Genomic DNA, 22,841 nt, shown 5'->3' on the forward strand with positions numbered 1-22,841 from the left:
GGTGCTGTCATGAAAAGAATTGCTGTTGTGGAAGATGAAGTCTATATGCGGGAAGAACTCTGCGATATGCTCCAAAAGGACGGCTATCTTGTGGAGGCAATTACCGAGTTTGAAGATGCCGCTCGGCTCTTGGCAGCCCTCCGCCCTGACCTTGTGATCTTAGACCTGAACTTGCCGGAGATCAGTGGCTTTCAAATCTGCCAGGAGCTAAAGAATAAAACTGCTATCCCCGTCCTGGTGCTGACTTCCAGAGATCAGGTAAAGGATGAACTGCAAGCGTTCCAGTTGGGTGCCGATGAATATTTGACGAAGCCGTGCAGAAAAGATCGACTTCTTGCCAGGGTATCCAATATTCTCAAAAGGTATGAAGGCCGTACCAATCTCATAGAGGGACCAGATTTCCTGTTAGACCAGCAGACCTACACGCTTTATATTCATAATACCTCTGTGGTGCTTCCAAAAAATCAGGGAAAACTGTTGGTCGCTCTTTTGTCCGGCGGCGATGCTCTGGTCACGACGGAGCAGCTTTGCATGGCACTATGGGGAACCACGGAATACATAGATGAAAATGCCTTGCAGGTTAACCTAACCCGGCTGAAAAAAACGATGTCCGCCCTTGAAATGAAGCAGCGAATCGTTGCAGTTCGAGGAATGGGCTACCGTTTGGAAGCGGAGGTGTCTCTATGAAGCAGCTTTGGCACATGATAGAACGGTACTACCCCTGGCTTCTGTTGCTGCTGGGCGTGGATTGCTTTTGCGCTGTCATTCTTTGGATTTCTGACATTCAGGTATTTCAAACCTTGATCGGGTTAGTAGTTCTGACGAGCATCCTTTTGTTTTCAGCGATTCTGTTTGTACTAAACAAGAGGGAGAACACCCACATGGAACTGTTCCGAGATTTCCTCAGTGATCCTACCATCTGCAATGAAGAACGGCTGCTCAGTGCCATTAGTCAGAAAGAAGGAGAATCTGTCCGATTTTTGGCTTCGGTTTTACGGGAATACAAAAACGAGAGTAACAATATGGCGGATGCCCTACGGGACTATGAAGAATACGTGGAGGGCTGGGCACATGAAGCGAAAACGCCCCTATCGTTGCTGACCATGCTCTTGGATAACCGGAACGATGAAATCTCTCCTTCCCTGCAAGCAAAGCTGGATTATGTCCGCAGTCAGCTTCAGGAGGATGTCACGCAGATGCTGTACTATGCCCGGTTGAAGAGCAGTACAAAGGATTACCGATTTGAGGATGTCAATTTGAATGACTGCTTGGGTGAAGTTCTGGAGGACTATGCCCCACTTCTTGAAGAGAAGCATTTTGTCATTCTCAACAAACTGCAATCTGAAACAGTCTATACAGACCGTAGAGGACTTCAGTTTATGTTGGGACAAATCGTTAGCAATGCCATCAAATATAGCAGCGATAGTCCCATGCTTACAATTTCCGTGATACATTCGGAGACTGCAGATATCCTTTCTGTTGAAGATAACGGCATTGGCGTAAAAAAATATAATCTGCCGTACATTTTTCAAAAGGGCTTTACCGGGGATTCTACTGACAGCAGAAAGAAGGCTACCGGTATGGGACTTTACCTGGTTAAGAAGATGGCCGACGATCTAAATCTTCATCTGGAAGCAGCTTCCCAGTGGGGAAAGAGCTTCAAGATTGTCATCTTCTTTCCTAAATTGAGATCCAACGGAGGGAAATAATATAAACAGAAAAACGCCCGCAGGATTTTCTCCTGCGGGCAGCGTGTTGTCAGCTATCCCAAGGCTTGTATTCTGTTACAGTTTTCAAATAGGTTTCGGGATCGCCGTTCAAGATAAGGTCTGCATACTCCAAAGGAGCGTTGTAGATCAAATAATCCAGCTCTGACCGCTGATACATATTGTCAGCAATCTCGTTCTCAACGACGATAGTGTCAATCGCAATCATACTGCCGTCGCTGAATTTCACTTCCACACAGCAATTATCCATATTGTAGGCACAAGATATTAAGGTTTTCATGGTATGTCCTCCATAATTCGTAATATAAAGCGAAAATCCCGTCTGACTTCCTGTTAGAAATCAGACGGGATTTGTCCGTATGCACCCCGGAAACCGTCAGCTAACAGTTGATAAGTAAATTAGTTCCTTATCACTGTTAAGCCAAGGCTTACAGCCGTTTTTTGTTTCGCAGTGATATGTGTTATTGTGCTATATTTTTTACACTATGGTAAATCTATTTCTTTTGTTTGCTTGATGATGCTTCGCATCGTAGATTTTTTTATAAATTCATAGTCTGTCCGAAAACCAAAAGTTTTGTGTAAAGAGTTCGTTATTTCAGTTCGGGTGTAGGATGGAACATAGCCATTAGCGGTATTTAACAGTGTCATTTTCATGGATCGCAGAGTCTCTATGATCTGCTCTGTTGTATAGCTATTTCCTATTTTCTTTTCTAACAGACGGTAGAGAAGAAGGCTGATGTAACAGGTCATGAAATGTGCCTTGATACGGTCATCTCTTCTGACATAAACAGGTCTGGCTTCGAATTCTGTTTTCATGATTCTGAAGTTTTCTTCAATTTCCCAGCGCTGCTTATTGATCTTTATGATTTCCTCGATATTTCCCTCCAGATTTGTCATAACCGCGTAGAAGCCATCGTAAAGTTCTTCTTTGGCTATCTGTTCCTCATCAATCTCATATACTTTCTTTTCTGCAATCTCACCATCGTTTGTTACGGCAGTATTTTTCACAAAACGCATTGGATCATTTTGATTTTTGCCCTTTTGTTTTTTGCAAGGAGAGTTGATAATCATCTCTGCACGCTCGATTTGACGTGACCGTATTCTTTGCTGATAAGCTTTATATTTCGGTGAGTATGTAACGATCAGCGTCTCATCCAAATCTCCGGTAACAACAGGGACTTCCTTGTAGTAAATGGAGTTAAAAACTTCATCATCAGTTTCGTCCACAGTCCTGATATCTATAAAATCTGTCGAACCAGCTTTTCTGAACTGTGTTGGATTCAGGGCAATATCACGGTCTTCCTGCTTCATATTTTTAAGGGAATGCGTGATGACATAAGCCCGATTCCCGATGCTGTTAAACGCTCGGTTATTTGCACTTCCAAGGCCGGCATCTGAACAGAAAATAAATTCACTACAGTTAAAATCTTTTATGATTTTCTTCTCCAGAGGCTTAAGCGTTGTCTGCTCGTTTTGGTTACCTGGAAAAACATCAAATGCAAGTGGAATGCCATCAGCATCCATAAACAGCCCCATACCAACAATCGGATTTGGACGGTTCTCCTTGCCTTTTCCATAGTGCTTCAAACCGCTTTCTTCCTCAATCTCAAAGTAATAATTCGTACAGTCATAGTAAAGTATCTTCTGATTTCTTGGATGGATGAAGTTTGAATTTTTGTATAGTTCACTTTGGATAAAATCCGACTCTTCCGCGATTACAGATAAAGCTCTGTAAACATCCTGAATCTCATACTTTGGTGGTTCAAGAAGCGTTTTGCAAAAGTTATAACTGCTGAGCTTGCTTAAAGGAGAGAGAACACTTGCGTAAACGAGATCAGTCAGAATCGCATGAAGATCATACTTAAATTTATGGCGCCCTTTAATCACACGGCAGATGTTATCAAGGCGTAGCTCCGTACATAATTGTTGAAGAAATAGATAACCGGCATGAAAAGAACGTGTCTCGTTCATAGGAATGCAGGCAGCTTGAGAGAATTCAACCGTTACTTTCCCCGTACGCTCATTGTAGAGATCTGTTTCTTTGGCAGCTTCGCTTTTCGCCCAAGCCATAAGTTTTTCATTATCACCATCAAACTGTTCCAACAAGGTGTTGTATTTTCCAAGCTTCTTATAAATACGAGAGGATGATTTTCCGTCTTTTTTTCGGAATGATTGATAAATGTAAACATCTTTATTATTTTTACTACCTGTAACTGCAATATACATAACACAAAATCCTTTTTCTTTTAAGTATACCAAACTATTACAAATAAGTACATATTAAAACGAAAAATTTGACATAAAAAATGCAGATTTTATGCGACCTGCGATAACTTTTTTAGATATTCAACTGTCAAACTCCCGTGATTATCTTGTCACATAGTACCTCAGGTGGTACACTAGCACTATAATATTATTTATGGAGGTATATTTATGAAAAAGAAATGTTTTTTTAAGACAGTATGCAGTTGTATTCTGGGTACAGCTTTATTACTGTCATCCACTTCATCATCATATGCATCACCGAATATTCAAGATATCGATTCTATTGCGGATACAGTATCTGAAATGTTCAAAAAATCCGAGGAATTGAAAACAACTGAAGTGTCGGAAATGACCGAATCATCAGAAACTACTGAATCATCAGAAACTACTGAATCATCAGAAACTACTGAATCATCAGAAACTACTGAATCATCAGAAACTATCGAAGAATCAGAGAACAATGATAATTTCGAAATTATCGAATTAACGGAAGATACTGAAATTTCCGAACAATTTGATACTCCCAAAGGAGCTGTTTCCAATGGGTATTATGTTATTAATGTAACCAAAAGTGAAATTTCTTCCACCAGTGCATATGCCGCTATACAATCTGCACTAGATGAAGCTCAGGAAAATGCAACAACAGACTTACCATACAAAGTTTTTGTAGATCCCGGAAAATATTCTCTCACACAAGGACTTCGTATTTACAGCAACACTTATCTTTGCCTGACAGGTGTTACCCTTACTCAAAACAAGGGAAGCAATTACAACATGATAAAAGTAGGCGACAGTAATGATACACATTCAGGTTATTATTACCAAAATATTACCATTGATGGCGGTATCTGGAACGAAAATGGCAATAGCAATACCGCCATCAAGATCTGTCATACACAGAACATTACTCTGATGAATGCCACATTGAAAAATTGTTCCAATTCTCACCTTATGGAGATTGCTGGCAATAACGGTATCACAATTCAAAATTGTAATTTTGCCGATCAGGCATTATCGACAAGTGCCAAACCCTATACCTATGAAGCCATTCAGCTTGATATTTTACTAGAATCTCACTTGTCCGGTTATCTATCTGAAGATCTTCCTTTAAAGAATGTAAAAATTACCGGTTGCTCCTTTAAAAATGTTCCACGTGGTATTGGTAGTCACACTGCAATACTAAACAATCCAGTAGACACGATAGAAATTTCCAACAATACATTTACCAGTCTTAAGAGTCTAGCTATACAGGCAATGAATTACATCAACTGTACTATTACAGGCAATACCATAACTGATACTCCGCAAGGTATCATGATATATTCCGTTCGTGAAAGTGGTACTTTTCTTGCTTCCACAGCAGTAAAAGAAGGACATATTCCATCATCAACCCCGGTTACATATCAAACTCCTGTGAACAATCAAAAAATGGTTATCAGCAATAATACAATTGCAGCTTCAGGTAATGACCCTTATGAAGATTACGAAAATGCCGCTATTTTTGTCAGTGGTTTAAATCTAGGTTCTGCCACTACCGGCTCTGGAGATACAATTCCTGCAGGTAATTATTTTATCAGCGGCATAACCATCTCCGATAATACGATCAATACGGATGGACATGGAATCCGTCTGCAAGACGCCAGGAACTCAACAATAACTGGAAATACAATAACTTATTCTCAGGTTTCAAAGCCTAAAAATACCTTCTATGGCATACAGTTACGCGAATCCTCTACCAATGGAATCATTGACAATAATACAATCAATAAGCCCCTTTCCGGCATACATATATTTGAAAAATCCTCTGCAAAATCCATTTCAGGGAATACAGTAACTACACCAACTAACAATGCTATTATGATAGAAAATGCCAGTGCTACGAATATTTCTTCAAATACGGTTAACAAGCCTGGTATCAACGGAATATTTATTTATAATAATTCTAATGTTGACTTAATCACAGACAACAATATTTCTGCCGGAAATGTCAACATTAACATTGACGGAAGCACAGTCACTGAAATAAGTAAAAATACGCTTTCTTCTGCAAAAACAAACAGTGTATTTTTGCATAACAAATGTACAGTAAATAAACTTTCCAGTAATACCATTAATGCTTCTGGAAAACATGGTGTATTTATCGATTGTGCTACTGCCAAAACCATAAAAGCCAATACGATACAATCACCTGCTATTACTGGTGTACATGTATATAACAACAGCAAAGTTTCTACCATTGCGAATAATCAAATTACCTCACCTGGTAAGTATGGCATCTGTGCCGAAAAGAGTACTGCAAGAACTATCTCTGGCAACTCAATCAGCAAACCTGCCAATACAGGTATTTTTATCTTTACCAAAAGCAAAACAGGTACAATATCCGACAATACCATTACCTCTGGAAAAGATAAAGGAATTGCGATCAACTCTGTAAAGTGCAAAATGACGATCAGTGGAAATACAATAAAAAAATGCAAGGCTTACCCTATTTATTGCAACCCTGCCTCTACCTCCTACGCAATTACGTTGAAGAAAAATATCATAACAGGCAATTCAAAAAAAATTGATGGTATCCGTGCTGACTCAGGTAAACTTATTCTTAGCAGCAATACAATCTCTTCCTGTAGTAGGGCGATTATTCTTTCTTCCAAAGTAAAGGGGACTGTTTATCCGAATACTTTCAAAAAGAATACTTATAATAATGTAAAAGTTAATTCCAGTTATGTTAAAACATTAACTGTAAAATCACTTTCCGGAAAATCAAAGTCAGCAAAAACAGCTACATTAAATTGGAAAAAACTTTCATCAGCTTCCGGCTATGTTGTTTATCGTTCAGCCTCCAAAAATGGCAGCTATACAAAAATTTCTACGATAAAAAAGAATAAAACCATTACCTATAAAGATTCTAAATTAAAGAGGAAGTCTACTTATTACTATAAAATTGTTCCATACACTACAATAGGAAAAACTACAGTTTATGGACTAGATAGTAAGATTGTATCCATCAAGATCAAATAACCAATTTTTATAATACAACTACACTATCATAACAAAAGCAGATGGCATTTGAATCTTTCAAATAAACCATCTGCTTTTTATAATCAAAACATTTTTTTAATTTTCTTCCAAATTTTATTTTTGAAAGCATCTCGCTGCAATTGCTGCTCTGATTTCGGTGTATCCTCCACATCAGGAAGCTTAATTTCACTAATAATTCCCTGACTTTGTAATTCATCTACATATTTTTTGTACTTTCTCAGGTTTTTTAATGTATCCTTATATTTTTTTTCAAATAATTTTTTATCATCCAGAAGTTTTCTGCTTTTCTTTAACCACTTCTCTAACACTTCTGTTTTCATGTTATTCTGCCACTCTAAACGCTCCAACGGTGTATAGGTAGTCTTCCGCACCTGTTCTAATGGCAGATCACAATTCTCATACTCGGCAACAAAATCCTGTACATCCTGAATCAGCTTTTCGCGTAAAGCAAGATATCCTTTTTTATTTTCTGGCGGATTATTGAAATCATACTCAAAATTACCAGATAAGAAATCTTCATTATCAATACAACGAACCGTATCCATATAACATCCCCAGCGTGTCCCATTTCCTTCCGCATCCTTGAGATCAACGATTGACAAAACGGGGGTCTCTAGTGCAAGACAAGGCAATGTTACATGCAGCCTTCGCGTAATAACAAATTTAGCATTTTGATATAAAGTAAGTATCTCCTCTGCTTTTGCCATTCTCTCTTCAAATGTTGCGTTCGATTTTCTATAATCACAATTATGACTTATAACCCGAATTTCTAGTCCTGTATCTTTCAGATATTCCATTGCTTTCGCTCTGATCTTATCGTTTAAATCAACCAAACAGACATATGTTCCCGCATCTTCCGTTTTCTCCTGTTTCGGAATTGTTAATGTAAGACACCCGCTAAAATAGCAATCTATACCCTGTTCTTTAAAAAAATCAAGCGATGCCATATCTCTGCATCCCACCGGACCATACTTCTTAAAAAACTCTCCTCCACATCCCTGCGCCCATTCGGCATAAATTGGAGATGATTTTCTTGCAACCCCATAATTATTAATATGCATGCTCAGTAATTTGGGGATAATACAGTCTGCAGGCGGCCAGTTCCATTTTTTCCACATCCACCATGCATTCATGATAACAGCTACCGGTTCATCATTTTCACTTTTAAAATCACTAATATATTCTCTATCTATCTGATAATCAACATGAGGCAATAATTTAGCTGCTGCATAGGTCTGAATATCATCCCCCAAATTCATTGTCGGTTTGTGAATCACTACACCAAATTTCATATTGTAGATCTCCTTTCAAATTATTTCTTCATTCCCTTTATCAAACGCTCAAACATCTCTTCTAATCCAATTGTTGCTTTCCAGCCAAGCTGCATTAATTTTTTACTATCCAATCGGATTATCATTTCCGGATTATATCCGAAAGAGGCTAAATCCTCAGGAATATCGATCACAGTTTTGATTTTTCCACTTCCAATTGTCTCACAGACCAATTCTGCCATTTCCTTAATCGACACCGCAGTATCCATATTCGTAACATTATATGCTTCCCCTGCTTTACCGGAAATTAAAATGTATAATAATGCAGAAAGTGCATCTTTTGTGTAACAATAACTTCTTACCGTATGTCCCTGCGTATGCAGTACAATATCCCGCTGTTCCAATGCACAGCGTGCAAATTCCGCAAACACCCTTCCATCTTCGTATGCAACTCCCGGTCCAAAGGTCTGAGAAAGTCTGGCAATCTTAACCGGTACACTATATTCGTGTGCATAAGATGCACACAAACACTCTACCATACGTTTTCCTTCGGAATAGCTGCTTCTTACACTGAGCGGTTCAATATATCCATAATCATTTTCTGTAATCAGATCTGCATCTTTCTCCGGTGTTCCATATACCTCCAAAGATGACAGATACACCATCCCATTTATCTTTTTTTCTGTAGCAAACTTTAAGATATTTGACGTTCCATCCAATGCCGTATAAATTGTTTCAACAGGATTAGACACAAAATATTTTGAACTGGTTGCACTGGCTCCGTGTATAATGTAATCTACAGAATCCGAATATACCACTGGTCTATTTATATCACCAACAAGCAATTCAACATCCCCACGCCCAATCAGATGCGAAAACATCTTTTTCCCTTTTTCTTCATTACGCACCATAGCAATAATATGAATCTGAAGGTTACGCATTCGGTTATAACATGCAAGCAAATATACCATCTGCGAACCAATCAATCCTGTCGCACCTGTCACAAGTACCGACTTACCCTCTAATGCTGTAATTGGCAGATCACTATCTACAAGCATCTCCAGATCTTGCTGCATAATTTCATTTTCCATGCACTCGTTCATTTCAACTTCTCCATTCTCCATATGTTTATACTTACCTTTTCTATAAAGGCTTTCTTCCATTTCCTATACGATTTGTAATACCCAGTCCAAATGCCTGTTCATTCTCTTTGTACTGTAACAATGCACGAAACGTATACACATCTTCCGGTGTCGTAACTTTAATATTGCCTCTGTTTCCTTCCACCATATGTGCTTCAATCCCCTGGCTGCGAATAATCGTACACGCATCAACCATATTTTCATATTTTGTAGGTGTACTTCTAACTGCATCATGTGCAGCAATAATATCTTTTAAGTAAAAGCTCTGTGGTGCCTGCGCTGCAAACGTTTCCTTACGATATGGAACAGAGTCGACGTGACTCCCATCCTTACTGATCATGATTGTTTCAAAACAAGGAGTACAGGTAATTGCATTGCCTTTTTCCTGTACAGAGCGAATATTATTACTGATCACTTCATAAGATACAAATGGGCGTACACCATCATGCAATAGTACGATAGAATCCTCTGCATTTTCACTTTCTGCTTTTTTTAACGCATTATAAATCGAATCCTGTGCAGTCTCTCCACCTGGAATAACATCTGCCACCTTATTCAAACGGTATTCATCTACCAATTCTTTCATATAAGGGATATAATCAGCAAGTACTGAAATATATATTTTATCAATCATATCATGGCACTGAAAAAGTTGAAGTGTATGAACAATAATCGGTTTCCCATTTATTTCCAAAAACTGTTTCGGGACACCGGCTCCCATTCTGACTCCGCTTCCACCAGCAAAAACAATCGCTATATTCATGATTCTTCCATAACCTCCCTTTTATCTTCCTGTTTGATTTTTTCTGTTTTCTTTTTTTTATTCTTTTTTTTCACAAGATTTTTCTGACCCACTGTTAACTCATCCAGTTCACCCGTCATTTCTGCATAAACCTGTGCCACTTCATCTACATCCCCAAAAGCAATCATTTTTCCCCCTTCAAGGATCATAGCTTTATTGCAGATACGTTTTACCTGTGCAAGTGAATGTGACACAAATAAAACCGCCGTACCATCCTGCATCATATCAAGGATTTTCTTTTCACTCTTCTTTCTGAACTTACCATCTCCTACAGAAAGTACTTCATCTAAAATTAAAATTTCCGGTTCAGCTATCGTTGCGATTGCAAATCCCAACTTTGATTTCATACCTGATGAATAGTTTTTAATAGGTACATCCATAAAATCCTCTAATCCGGAAAACTCTACAATCTGATCATATTTTTCTTCCATGTATTGACGACCATATCCAAGCACTGCTCCATATAAAAATATATTTTCCCGGCCTGTATAGTTCTTATCAAATCCTGCTCCAAGCTCTAATAATGGTACTATTTTTCCATTTCTTATTACTCTGCCCTCTGTGGGTTTAAATACTCCTGCAACCACTTTGAGTAACGTACTTTTTCCTGCTCCATTTAGTCCAAGAATTCCTATTCGTTCTCCTTCATGAATACTAAAATTAATATCTTTAAGTGCCCAAAACTCATCCTTCTCTAACTTTTTACCTTTGAGCATTCTTATTACATATTCACGAAAATCATTCACTCGTTCTTTACTTAGATTAAATTTCATTCCTATGTGTTCTACACGTAATAATTCCTTTGCCATCTTAACCTCTATATCTGCAAAATAAAATCATCCTGTTTTTTATAAAAACAAATCACACCTAAAATCAACACTACAATAGAACATACTGCTGCATATGCCGTCAACCCCATGTCCATAGCTTCCCCAAACATTGCATTACGAAAACTCTGGATCATACAATACAACGGATTCCATTTTAAAATCCACGCATACCCGCTGTTCATTAAACGTTCCGGATAATAAAAAATTGCACTTGAATACATAATAAGCATTAAAAGCACTTCCCATATATATTCCATATCCCGAAAGAATACATTGATCGTTGTCAATATCATTCCAACTCCAAATGTTAAAATAAAAAGAAGTAACAGTGGGATAATTGCCTCAATGATATGCCATGTCACAGTTACATTACAATATACCGCCAACGGAACCATTACAATTAACGAAATAGCAAAAATCACATAATTATATAATACACAGGATAGCGGATATAAATATTTCGGAATGTATACCTTTTTTATCATCGCTGCATTTAACCTGATAGATTTGGATGCTGTTTTAGTTCCCGTTGCAAAAAAAGAATATACCAGCCTTCCACATAAGATATATAATGGAAATTCCTTATCATTATTTCCAAACAACGTTCCAAATACAATTGTTAATACAATTGTGGTTAATATCGGTTCTAACATAGACCATAAAATACCAAGATACGAACGACGATATTTTAATTTAATTCCCTTTTTTACCAGCTCATATAACAGAAATCGACGATTCCAAAATGTCTTCACATGTTTCTTATTAATACTCATCCTCTAATTTCCTTTTCTGACACTATACTTTCTATTAAGTTGCATACACGTACAGATGCTTCTCCATCTTCCACCGATCCTTTTTTCTTTAAGAAATCTTCCACCTGCATGCTATATTTTTCCTGATTAAAATTTTCTATATTATGAATAAGTTCTTCATTTGTATGTGCGATTGGAAAAGGAGTTTCTTCCAATTTATAATAAAACCCTCGTTCCTGATCATAATGTTCTAAATCAGGCACAAATAAAAAGCCAGGTCTTACTGTTAATAAAAAATCAAAAATACAACTGGAGTAATCTGTGATCACCACTTGTGCTGCTGCTAATAACTCCTGAATATCAGGATAAGCATCTGCTTTCACAATCTGTTTTTTTTCATCTATACAAACCTTTTCCAACGAATTCTGCATCCTTGGATGCAGTCTTACAACAATTTTCCAGGATTGGTCTGTTTTCTTTTCCAAAGCTTTTTTTAATTTTTCAATATCCAGTTTATAATTAGGAAAATCAAGCTTTTCTCGGAAAGTCGGCACATATAGCAAAATTTTATCTTTTCCATCAATTGATAAACTCTTGCGCACTTTTTTCTCCACAAGATCCTGTCCATCCTTAAAAAAGATATCATTTCTGGGATGACCTAATTTCAAAATATTTTTTACCGACCAAAAAGCATTCTGATATACTTCATCTTCGAAAAAACTATTCGAAATCCAAAAATCGGTATTCTGCGAATTTTTTTTGGCAAGATATGTCCAACTTTGACTATTGGTTAAACAATCACAGTTTTTTTCGATCTTTTTTATTCCAAATGATCCATGCCACATCTGAATATAATACTGTCCAAATCTTTTTACCAGTCCCTGATTCCAATAATGAATCAAATGATAATTACATACCCATACAGCCGCTGTATAATATTCAAACATAGCTTCTTTAGATCCATATTCAACCAGCCTCACCTTGGGGGGAAATTCCCCTTTATGTGCATTTGCATCTTTCACAATCCAAACTAAATCAAAATCCGTTCCGCGACGTATTAATTCTTCCGTCACATACTTACAATTGCATCCGTATCCATGTCCCATATAATTATCAAATATAATCTTTTTTGTGTTTATGGAAGTATTACCATATTGTTGAAATGTTTTTTTTATTAATGATTTTTTAACAGTAAACGGTGTGTACTTTAACTGATATACTCTGGTATCATTTTCGATTTTATATGTTATAAATAACTTTATTATTCGTTTTAACTTTTTTTTGATTGCCTGCACGATTTTCTTTACACCACCCGGTTATTTTTTATATAGCTCATGTATCTTATGTCTGGGATGCTGCTCCATCTCAGGAGGCATTTTCTTATAATCTCCATACAGCCTTTTCAAATACGGATCATAATTTCCCGGTATCATAAAAACTTTATTCTCAAAATCAGCCTCTTTTAATGGAAGCAGATAACTTTTCGGCATCACTTCCCTCTCATACCCGGCAACCCCAAATAAGCTACAGATATACTCACTATCCGAAGTTCTCCATGATGTCATGATCTTTTTACACACTCTCATATAAAACCGGAATATAAAACCGGGGGTTATTTTAAGAATTACCTTTGAAATATTCCGGATTGCTTTTCCTTTATTTTTAACTGGAAGACGATATTCTGACAAATAATAAATAAGTGATGTCCACTTCTGAACCTTCTTTAATACTCCCGATTTTGGAACACCATCAATCGGATGTATGTCTATTTTTGCCGTATTTTCATATCCGGCATCTGCATGCAAGGTATCATATAAATAACCAATTGGCGCATCCGGTATCATATGCTTCTCGACCGGTGAATATATAAATTCACCCAGCCGGTCATGCTGCAGACTCATCAGGTATTCCATTTTTTCGAAATCTTCCCGCATCATTGCAATATCCACGTCGTCGTCCCATGGTATAAATCCCTGATGTCTGACTGCACCTAACGCACTTCCGCCTACCAGAAAAAAAATCATTCCATTCTGTTGTGTAAATTTCTGAAAAGACGACAGCATTTCAACTAAACGTTGCTGCAATTCTTTTAATCCATTTTCCATTGCATTCACTCTCCATTACGACTAATGCAACCTTATTACCATAGATAATAGAATGCACGCTTTGCGCATATTCTCTTACCATGAATTATAGCATACACCAATTTTTCCGTCAATTTTGCGTCTGTCTATACCTTTTGTATCTGTATTAGTCATGTTACTGTTCACTCGCAAGTTTGACACTTGCTGTCAAACTGTGCGCCAAAGACTATATTATGCCAGATTACAGCCCCATGCATCGAAGATGCATGGGGCTGTAATTGCTACTGCTCACACAGTGTGTGAACAGTAGCTTAGTCATCCTGTTGTACCAACATACCTGTAGCAAAATCAAGCTCATGCATACGCTGTATTTCTTCCTGTTTTTTCTTAATCGCATTACTGATATTCTCAGGCATCTTTCCAAGTAAAATCCAATCTATCACACGATCCGATGCACCGCTGTCTATATAATCAAAATGATGTGTGATATATTGTTCAACTTTTTCATATTCAAAGTCCTTATCTGTAATTGCAGAAAGCACCTCCTCAAATGAATAACATACCTTACCCGGTGCAGATTCTTCATAATCTCTATGAAATCCTCTGGAAAAAGAATACTGAATCTTGTCGAATGCAAAAAACAGCATCGGTTTTCTCATGAGTGAATATTCAAAAATATTCGACGAATAATCTGTAATTAATAAATCAACAATATAGAACAGATCATTAATATTCGGGTATTTTTTTACATCCAAGAATTTATCCGCATATTTTTTTTCAATCACAATATCTTTATTTACCCATGGATGCATTTTAAATAAAACTACATATTCATCTCCACAGATCTGATATAACTTTTCAAAATCGATCAATTCATACGGATAATATGCTGTTTTTTTATTTCTTCCACGGTAGGTAGGTGCAAAAAGTATGACTTTTTTACCTCTGCACATTGGAAACTGCTCATACAATTCTTTTATTTTTTCATTCCTATGCTGCTCATCCAAATACTCATCCATACGGGGCATTCCTGTTGGCAATACTTGCTCATCATTAATTCCCCATACTTCCGAAAAAAACGGTGCGATATTTTTTGAGCCAGCAATTCCGTACTTATATTGTCTGTGACAGGACTGCGGTGAAGGACATCCTTCATGTCCCCAGCGACTGTAGCCTGATGATTTAAACCCTGCTCCTGCATGCCATAATTGAATCAGCGTTGTATCATCATCCAGTTTTAGCCAATCCAGTACCGGTGCATGATCGTCAATAAAAATAGTGCCGCTCTGTGCTAGTAATTTCATAAGACCAATCCAGCTTTTTTTACTTTGCGGCTCTGCCGCTGCAGGACGTGCAGAATACAATAACCGATATTGCTGATCCAGCTGTCTGTCAACCATTCTGTCTGAAACTGCTTTTAAATTTGATGCAATTTTCTGATTCTGTTCTGTCATAAAAAGGACTGTATTTTTTCGTCTGCTTTTATACAAAAATGAATACCATTTATATACTCTTCTTAAAACAGATCTGCTAGATAAATAGCAGTCTTTCAATGCTTTTATCAAATTTATTTTTTTGAGGAAGCTTGGATTCTGTGGAAATGTAACCCCTACTGCCCCTAATGCGATACAATGCATACGGAATGGCAGTGTATCCGTTCCATCTTCTATATAAAATGTAACATTGTAAGATTTTCCCCTTTCACCGTACAAAAAGTTTCTGGACATTGCTTCTAATTGATCTGCAATATCAGGACTGGTTTCACACTCTGCCAGAACACAATCTTTTTCACATACAAAAATACGATATGTTCCCCTCGGAATACAACGTAGGTCACCATTATTTGTTACATTAACATGAAGTTTGATGATATCTTCTTTCCTGCGTACATCGAACTTAACTCCACATCCCCCAAAATTATTTACCGCATAAAATTCCATCTTATCTATATCATACGTTTTCTGCCCGTCAATATGCAGCCTTACTGTAAGAATCAAGTGTATTCTTTCCCATTCAATATTTTCAATTGTCGCTGATACACCACTCTCATTGATTCTCCAATTCATTTTCTAACTCCTTTTTATCTATTCCATGTATTCCAAAAGACTGCACAATTATATCATACAAGCTATTTCACGTCAATTTATTCTACTCTCTCTTGAGTTTCCGTACTTTTATCCACAAAGCCCCGTTTTCATAATCATCGTCATAAACAACTTTCAAAAAATGCCCAAATTATAAGGAATCCTTTCCTGTTTTGTAGTAAAATTAATGTGTCAAATCAAAATAATACTAAACAAAAAAACAGGAGGACTCCTTATGCTTAATTCTACAACAAATACTTATACTTTGAAACGGGAAATTTTAACTTTTTCCAAAAAAATTTCAAAACATCTTTCCAAACCAGAAAGAAAGTTTACCGCTGATATGACCTACGGCATGCTTGCCTCTCAAAGCTGTCTTCTGACAGACATTGTTGACCAGCTTCATGAGAATTCTAAAAAAGTTAATTCTGTGGAGCGTCTTACAAGACATCTCAACAAAGGAATTCCGAAAGATGCTCAAAAGTCATATCTGACCTTTGTTCGTACAATGGTTTCCAGCAATCCCATTATCCATATCGATGATAGTAATGTGATAAAACCGGAAGGCCGCAGGTTCGAGGCACTTGGACTTGTTCGTGATGGTTCTAAAAGCACTAATACTAAAACCGTTTATGAAAAAGGCTATCACGTAACAGAAGCCTGTGTTCTTACTGGCAACAATCATCCCATGAAGCATATCTGTCTCATGTAAAAGTTCAGATAACCGCTTCTAAAAAAGATATTGACCTGGTGCTCGTCTATGGTTTAACCGAACATCCAATGATGCTTGCAACCAATAAAGATATTAAATCAAAAGAAGATGTAATCGCTGTTGCAAAGCAGTACTTTTCGAGATGGAAAATAGAGGAATATTTCCGCTGCAAAAAAACAGATGTTTCAGTTTGAAAACTTTCGAGTACGAAAGCTGTCTGCCATCAATACGTTAAATTTTTATATCACCTTATGCATGGCTTTTCTTGCACATATATCTATGAAGTCAGAAACAAATGCCCTTAAGGTTTCAATTATACAAAAAGCAGACCCTGTAAAGAAAAAAGTATATTTCTGCTATTACCGGTTAGCTAAAGGTATCTCTGGCATACTATCGTATGCAAAAGAAGGCGTCAGGCTATGGTTCCGGACAAAACGTCCGGCATATCGTCAACTCTGCCTTAAGCTGACCGCTTATCGTTCCATTCCGGAATATCCGGTTACGTTTTATGATATCAATCATTTCTTCATGTATGCTGCGTATTTCATCCGGGTTTATTCTGGAGAGAAGGTCGCGGACTGCATCAACTTTTGGAATCCTTCCACTGATACAGTTTTTCAGTCTTTTTGACATGCTTTCAGGGTCTGAAAAAATGGTATGGAAGCTCTCATACTGCAGCATCAGAAAAAGCAGTACCGGCATGACAATGTTGAACAATGGAATAGATTTTCTTTTGTCCGTTAAACACTTGATTTTTTGTGGGATTTTATATTGAAAATGGATATCCCCTGTTTTTCCTGAAATTCACAGGCAAAACCAGGGATTATATTTTTAAAAGCGAAATCTCTGTCTTTAAGCCAAGGATTACTTTCTGAGAAAGACCGAATATACTGTTTTTCTCAGATTCGCAGGCATCAGGATTACAATTCCACGGGCTATGACAGATGTCAGAAATTCCAGTAAATTAATGTATCCGCTATTTAACATGATTTTCCGAAACTCTGCCATATCTTTCAAGTATGAAACTCCTCCGCGCCTCGCATACATGCCATTACCGACTCTCATGTACACTAGCACTTCAGATAGATTATATCCCTTCATCCCGCCTGAGAGCATACGGAGCCATAGATAGTAATCCTCAAATCCATGAAAATCCATATAACTTCCAGCTTTTATAACATCACTTTTTTTAAACATCACTGCCGGATGATTGAAAGGATTCCTTTTTTTTGCATATACCGCTATCTTTTCTGATGATTCCGGAACATATCTGACAGTACCTGCCTGTGCTGTATCATCCATAAATTCCTGCACAGCTCCACTGATAATCGATACATTATTTTGGGCAAAAGCTTTTAACTGCCATTCACAACGCTCTGGAACACTGATATCATCGCTGTCCATTCGTGCAACCAGTTCATTTTTACAATAAACCAGTCCTTCTTTGAGTGCTTCTCCCAGTCCTCGGTTTTCAGGCAGTTGAACTATCTGAAAACATTCCGGATACTCCTGCTTTTTTTTTTGGAGTACCTGATTTAATTCATCCCCCAGCAATCCATCACATACAATCACGAAATCCTGCGGTGGTACTGTCTGGGAGAGCATGCTGTCAATGCTTTTTTGCAAATACTCAGCTTTTTCTTTTCTATATACAGACATTAAAACGGAATAATTCTGTTCTATCATTTATATCACCATACTTTTTCGTTTATAAACTATCCATGATCCGAAGCAGCTTCGTACCATAATCCGCATCTGCTGCCCAGCCTTTTCCATATGGATTCTGCGGAATCGCAAGCCACTCCACGTATCTGGCTGTTCCACGCGATACATACTGGAAACGCTTATCCACACATGCATTGTTTAATCCATCTGTACTTGCGTATGCTTTTAAGTGCTGTACCTGCGCACGGAGTCCGGTTCTTACATCTGCAAAAGTCTCACCTGCTGCACCGCCACCGACTGCACCGAGTCCTCCAAAGTTACACTGACTCGGCTGCACATCACCGCCGAATTTTAATCCTCCGGTCTCTAACATAACCTGCGCAAACAATACATCTGCTCTTACACCCTCGGCTTCTGCCTCTTCTTTTAAGATCTTAAAGAATGCCTCCGCAGAATCTGCTCCCTTATCACGGTAAGTATCTGCCGGGAAGGTATAACGTTTATTATAGTAAGATACCATCTGGTCGACTGTCACACTGCTTGTACCCATGATCTCATGCGCTGCAGCTTTTGCTTTTACCGCTGACCATGGTCCGTACATACGGATTCCGTTGCTTAAATCTTTGTATGCTCTTACTTTATAGTAATATGTCGTTCCCTGTACCAGATTACTGTGTGTAAAGGATGTTGCACCAGAAGTCTGTAATGTGGTATAAGTTCCTTTTTCGCTGACCGCACCGGCAAGTTCATAGCCACTTGCATTTGCAACACTGTTCCATGAGATATTTAATACATTATTATCTCCGAGTGTGATAGAAGAAATACTTCCCTGTTTTAAGACTGCAACCTCTGTTACCTTACTATAACTTCCTCTGCCTGCACTGCCTTTGATCTTATAAGTTGCTGCAATTTTATAGTAATACGTATTGCCGCTCTTTACGCCCTTATCCGTGTAAGTCAGTGTAGATCCGGATGAAATTGAAGCGATCTTTTCAAATCCACTGTTTGACTCGTCGCTCCGGTAAATATCATACCCCTGTGCTTTTGAAACTTTCTTCCAGCCAAGTGTGACCTGATTTTTGCTGTCACTTGTGATCTGGGAGAATACCACCTGTTTGATCGTCCATGCCTTCTGTGCTTTTGAGAAAGATGCCACACCGTTTTTAGCACTGTTGCTCTTATATGCACGAACCTGATAATAGTAAGTTTTTCCGGCTTCTAATGTTTTATCCTCATATTTTTTCGTATTTTTACCTTTGACCTGTCCGACCTTTTTATAACCACTGTCTTTTGACGTACTCCGGTAAATCTGATAACCGGATGCCCCATCCACAGCTTTCCATTCCAGTCTTACGGAAGTACTTCCGGTTGCCTTTACTGCTGTAATGGATGTAGTTTTCAAAGTCTTTGCCGACACAGCTGCCGAATTACCGCTGTATCCTTTTTTGCCATTTACCTTGTTGATCGTCTCTACCTTATAATAGTAGGTCTTTGCAGTTTTTAACTTTTTATCCTGATAGGTCGTATTATTTTTTCCTTTTAAAGTGGCAACCACTTTATAAGTACCATTCTTTGACGTACTGCGTTTGATCCGGTAGCCGTAGGCACCTCTCACTGCTCCCCAGTTTACTTCAATCTGATTACTTCCATTTGAAACAGCATACTTGATCTTCGCTTTTTTCGCTGTTCTTCCTTCCATGGACGCTGAATCACCGCTATAACAGATATTGTCTCCTGTCTTTACCATCGTTTCAACCGTGTAATAATAGGTCTTTCCTGCTTTTACACTGGTGTCTTTGTAGCTGGTCGTGTTTCCGGATTTAATCGTCTTAACAACTTTGTAAGTACCATCTTCATCGGTACTTCGTTTGATACGATAACCATAAGCTCCTGTGATCTTATTCCACTTGATCGTCAGTGTTTTTTCATTTGTGGAAACGATTGATGTGATCTTTGTACGTTTTGCAGTTTTTCCTGCCACCGCGTCTGATGCACCGCCGTATCCTTTTGTACCGCTGTTGACATTATATGCTTCGACCTTATAGTAATAGGTCTTTCCTGCTTTTACAGTATCATCTGTGTAGGATGTTGTCTTTTCTCCTGATACTGTATCTATTTCACTATAACCACTATCTTTCTTTGTGCTGCGGGAAATGATATATCCCTTTGCACCGCTTACCTTATTCCAGGAAATTTTTAATACTTCCTCATTTGAGGACGTGATGCCTGTAATTTTTGCTTTTGCAAGTGTCTTTGCTGATTTCGTGGAGGAATATGCACCGACACCCTGTTTACCATTATTTGTGTTATACGCCTGTATTTTATAAGTATATGTTTTGTTATTGGATTTCACAGTATCTGTGTATGTCAGAGTCTTTCCTGAAGTCACTTTACCGATCTGATTATACTTTCCATCCTCACTGTCTTTGCGATAAATGAGATATCCTTCTGCCTGTGAAACTTTTTTCCAGGTTAAAGCGACCTTCTTTCCGCTCTTTGCCTCGATTTTCGTAAAGTTTGTCTTTGCTAATGCCACACCAGAGATGGATTTGGAGTATTCTCCCGTAGTTCCGTCATTAAATACCGGACGAACCAAATAGTAATATCTTGTTCCCAATTCTACGGTATCATCGATAAAAGATGTCGCATCAGATACTTCATCGATCTTTTCATAATCATAGGCATCTTTAGTATCACGCCAGATCTCATAATAATCAACATTATCAAGTCCGCTCCATTTGATTTTCAGACTTCCATCCGCTCTTGACTGCGTATAGGTACAGGTAACTGTCTGAGCACCTTTTGTCAGACCGAAATATTCTGCGATCGCAGTAGCATCTGCAACACCAAGTGCCTTTAATTTATCATCAGAGCTTAAATATGTATAGTAGTCATTTGCATTGTCTAAAAATGCATGCTCGATGATCAGTCCCGGAATACCATTGTTTTTACAACGGCGGATCAGGCCATAATAATCTGCGGCAGAGCCGTCCGGATATTTATCATAAGATGCATTTCTAATCAAAGTTCCACGATAATTCAATCCAAGTGCTGCCAATTTATCGCATATTTTCTTTGCAAGTGCCTGTCCATTGCTTCCTACCTGTGCATTATAGTTGCTGTTCGGATAATAAACTTCCACACCTCTCGCTGTTCCGTTTGCAGTATTTAAATGGAAACTTACTAACACATTTGCCCCCACATTCTTTGCAAGGTTTGCACGGGCATCCAGACATGCAATATTATCTCCGCCGCCTGCCGGACAGCTTGCACTCTCTCTTGTCATATAAACAGTAATACCATTATAGGTAGATAATTCTTCTTTACAGTATGTGGCGATCTTAAGTGTCAGATCCGCTTCCTGTACTCCAAAACCGGATGCTCCTGCATGGGTGCCATCATGTCCCGGATCGAGTACGACTTTCACATTACTGTTCGCACCTTTTAAGTTATCCGCAACACTGGCGACAGCATCTGAGATTCCCTGCTCCAGCACATTTTCCACAGTGTTTTCGGAAATAACTTCTCCATCTGCGCTCATAGTAACAACATCAGCATCCACATCCGCATAGGCATCTTCATCATAAAGTACCTGATCCGGGTTCGTCTCTGCCTGTTCATTGACACCAAATCTTACATCCATGCCAAGGTCTGATAGCAGAATTTCCTGTTTTGTTTTCTCCTGTGTAAACTGCACGGAAGTGATCTGATACTCTCCTGCCTGTCCATTTTCTGAAAAATCCATGGTAAACCGGATCATATCCTCTTCTATTCCTGCAGTTTTTGTCTGATATGCTTTTCCGGTGGTCAGATTCTTATAATTTAAGACGATATCCGAAAGCTGCTCATCGCCTGTTCCAAGACTTAAGACCACATTCTGCGTTCCCGGTGTCTCAACGTACGGTGACTCTACCATCATGTAGTTAAGTTCTGCTGCCTGGACAGTCTCTGTCTCCGCAGTCTCCGTTTCGGTCGGCTCTTCTGTCTCTGTTTCAGTTGTTTCCGTTTCGGTTGACTCCTCTGTCTCCGTTTCAGCTGTCTCCGTCTCGGTGCTCTCTGTTTCCGTAGTTTCTGTTTCGATTGTTTCTGTCTCTGCCGGTTTCTCTGTTTCCGAAGTTTCTGTCTCTGCCGGTTTCTCTGTTTCCGAGGTTTCTGTCTCTGCCGGCTCTTCTGTCTCAATCGTCTCTGTTTCGATTGTTACCGTCTCGGTCGTTTCTTCTGTCTCTGTCATCTCCGTTCCGGTCAGTTCTTCTGCTGCATTCCCAGCGTTTTCTGTCTGGGCTGATTTCTCTGCCGGTGATGTTTTCTGCGTGCTTTCTGTCTGAACTGCACTGTCTTCTGCTGCACTTACATCTGCAGGCAGTGCTGTCATACTCACGCAGACTGCCATGATTACTGCTAAAATCCTTTTTTTCATTTTCCTTACCCTCTTGTATATTTTTTGACACTATTTAATGTGTAATGTACC

17 protein-coding genes are annotated in these 22,841 nt (G+C 38.4%); 4 read left to right on the forward strand and 13 right to left on the reverse strand.

What is annotated here, in order from left to right:
* Positions 1–9 precede the first annotated feature (9 nt).
* Together DW650_RS06010 and DW650_RS06015 are read left to right on the forward strand one after the other, a co-directional pair.
* Positions 10–687 (forward strand): response regulator transcription factor, encoded by a 678-nt coding sequence (locus DW650_RS06010; protein ID WP_055228678.1) that lies wholly within the window; start codon positions 10–12, stop codon positions 685–687.
* Positions 684–1,709: a sensor histidine kinase gene (locus DW650_RS06015; protein WP_055228679.1), complete on the forward strand. Its 1,026-nt coding sequence runs from the start codon at positions 684–686 to the stop codon at positions 1,707–1,709. The genes DW650_RS06010 and DW650_RS06015 overlap by 4 nt, the downstream gene beginning before the upstream one ends.
* 49 nt (positions 1,710–1,758) lie before the next feature.
* Here the strand turns inward: DW650_RS06015 and DW650_RS06020 are convergent, their stop codons facing one another.
* Together DW650_RS06020 and DW650_RS06025 are read right to left on the reverse strand one after the other, a co-directional pair.
* Positions 1,759–2,007 carry a DUF6061 family protein gene (locus DW650_RS06020; RefSeq protein WP_033121501.1) on the reverse strand — a complete coding sequence of 83 codons (249 nt, stop codon included), beginning with the start codon at positions 2,005–2,007 and terminating at the stop codon, positions 1,759–1,761.
* A 203-nt stretch (positions 2,008–2,210) separates the two neighbouring features.
* Positions 2,211–3,953 carry an IS1634 family transposase gene (locus DW650_RS06025; RefSeq protein ID WP_118209335.1) on the reverse strand — a complete coding sequence of 581 codons (1,743 nt, stop codon included), beginning with the start codon at positions 3,951–3,953 and terminating at the stop codon, positions 2,211–2,213.
* Positions 3,954–4,160: 207 nt separating this feature from the next.
* Here DW650_RS06025 and DW650_RS06030 point away from each other — a divergent pair, with 207 nt between their 5' ends.
* Positions 4,161–7,010, forward strand: coding sequence for a right-handed parallel beta-helix repeat-containing protein (locus tag DW650_RS06030; RefSeq protein WP_118209336.1), 2,850 nt, complete (start codon positions 4,161–4,163; stop codon positions 7,008–7,010).
* A gap of 83 nt (positions 7,011–7,093) precedes the next feature.
* Here DW650_RS06030 and DW650_RS06035 read toward each other — a convergent pair whose 3' ends face one another.
* From DW650_RS06035 to DW650_RS06070, 8 genes are all read right to left on the reverse strand, one after another.
* Positions 7,094–8,323 carry a polysaccharide pyruvyl transferase family protein gene (locus DW650_RS06035; RefSeq protein WP_006856661.1) on the reverse strand — a complete coding sequence of 410 codons (1,230 nt, stop codon included), beginning with the start codon at positions 8,321–8,323 and terminating at the stop codon, positions 7,094–7,096.
* A 20-nt stretch (positions 8,324–8,343) separates the two neighbouring features.
* The gene (locus DW650_RS06040; protein ID WP_015559565.1) at positions 8,344–9,405 is read right to left on the reverse strand and encodes an NAD-dependent epimerase/dehydratase family protein; all 1,062 of its coding nucleotides are present in this window, start codon (positions 9,403–9,405) and stop codon (positions 8,344–8,346) included.
* Between the two features lie 40 nt (positions 9,406–9,445).
* Positions 9,446–10,207, reverse strand: a complete 762-nt coding sequence (locus tag DW650_RS06045; RefSeq protein WP_006856663.1) for an IspD/TarI family cytidylyltransferase — start codon at positions 10,205–10,207, stop codon at positions 9,446–9,448.
* Complete coding sequence (locus DW650_RS06050; protein ID WP_006856664.1) at positions 10,204–11,055, reverse strand: ABC transporter ATP-binding protein; 852 nt, start codon at positions 11,053–11,055, stop codon at positions 10,204–10,206. The genes DW650_RS06045 and DW650_RS06050 overlap by 4 nt, the downstream gene beginning before the upstream one ends.
* Positions 11,056–11,063: 8 nt before the next feature.
* Positions 11,064–11,849, reverse strand: coding sequence for an ABC transporter permease (locus DW650_RS06055; RefSeq protein ID WP_006856665.1), 786 nt, complete (start codon positions 11,847–11,849; stop codon positions 11,064–11,066).
* Positions 11,846–13,123, reverse strand: a complete 1,278-nt coding sequence (locus DW650_RS06060; RefSeq protein WP_006856666.1) for a CDP-glycerol--poly(glycerophosphate) glycerophosphotransferase — start codon at positions 13,121–13,123, stop codon at positions 11,846–11,848. The genes DW650_RS06055 and DW650_RS06060 overlap by 4 nt, the downstream gene beginning before the upstream one ends.
* Positions 13,124–13,144: 21 nt before the next feature.
* Entirely contained in the window at positions 13,145–13,933 is a 789-nt protein-coding gene (locus DW650_RS06065; protein WP_006856667.1) for a LicD family protein, read from the reverse strand.
* Positions 13,934–14,223: 290 nt separating this feature from the next.
* Entirely contained in the window at positions 14,224–15,978 is a 1,755-nt protein-coding gene (locus DW650_RS06070) for a CDP-glycerol glycerophosphotransferase family protein (protein WP_118209338.1), read from the reverse strand.
* A gap of 253 nt (positions 15,979–16,231) precedes the next feature.
* Between DW650_RS06070 and DW650_RS06075 the strand changes: the two genes are divergently transcribed.
* The gene (locus tag DW650_RS06075; protein WP_118209339.1) at positions 16,232–16,708 is read left to right on the forward strand and encodes a hypothetical protein; all 477 of its coding nucleotides are present in this window, start codon (positions 16,232–16,234) and stop codon (positions 16,706–16,708) included.
* Positions 16,709–17,125: 417 nt separating this feature from the next.
* On the opposite strand, the gene DW650_RS06085 is transcribed toward DW650_RS06075, so the two are convergent.
* From DW650_RS06085 to DW650_RS06095, 3 genes are all read right to left on the reverse strand, one after another.
* Complete coding sequence (locus DW650_RS06085) at positions 17,126–17,341, reverse strand: hypothetical protein (protein ID WP_118209391.1); 216 nt, start codon at positions 17,339–17,341, stop codon at positions 17,126–17,128.
* A 231-nt stretch (positions 17,342–17,572) separates the two neighbouring features.
* The gene (locus DW650_RS06090) at positions 17,573–18,394 is read right to left on the reverse strand and encodes a glycosyltransferase (protein ID WP_118209340.1); all 822 of its coding nucleotides are present in this window, start codon (positions 18,392–18,394) and stop codon (positions 17,573–17,575) included.
* Between the two features lie 22 nt (positions 18,395–18,416).
* Positions 18,417–22,790 (reverse strand): N-acetylmuramoyl-L-alanine amidase, encoded by a 4,374-nt coding sequence (locus DW650_RS06095; RefSeq protein WP_118209341.1) that lies wholly within the window; start codon positions 22,788–22,790, stop codon positions 18,417–18,419.
* Between the last annotated feature and the right edge of the window lie 51 nt (positions 22,791–22,841).

Origin of the sequence: Roseburia sp. AM23-20 (genome assembly GCF_003470905.1) — a bacterium.
GTDB lineage: Bacteria > Bacillota > Clostridia > Lachnospirales > Lachnospiraceae > Roseburia > Roseburia rectibacter.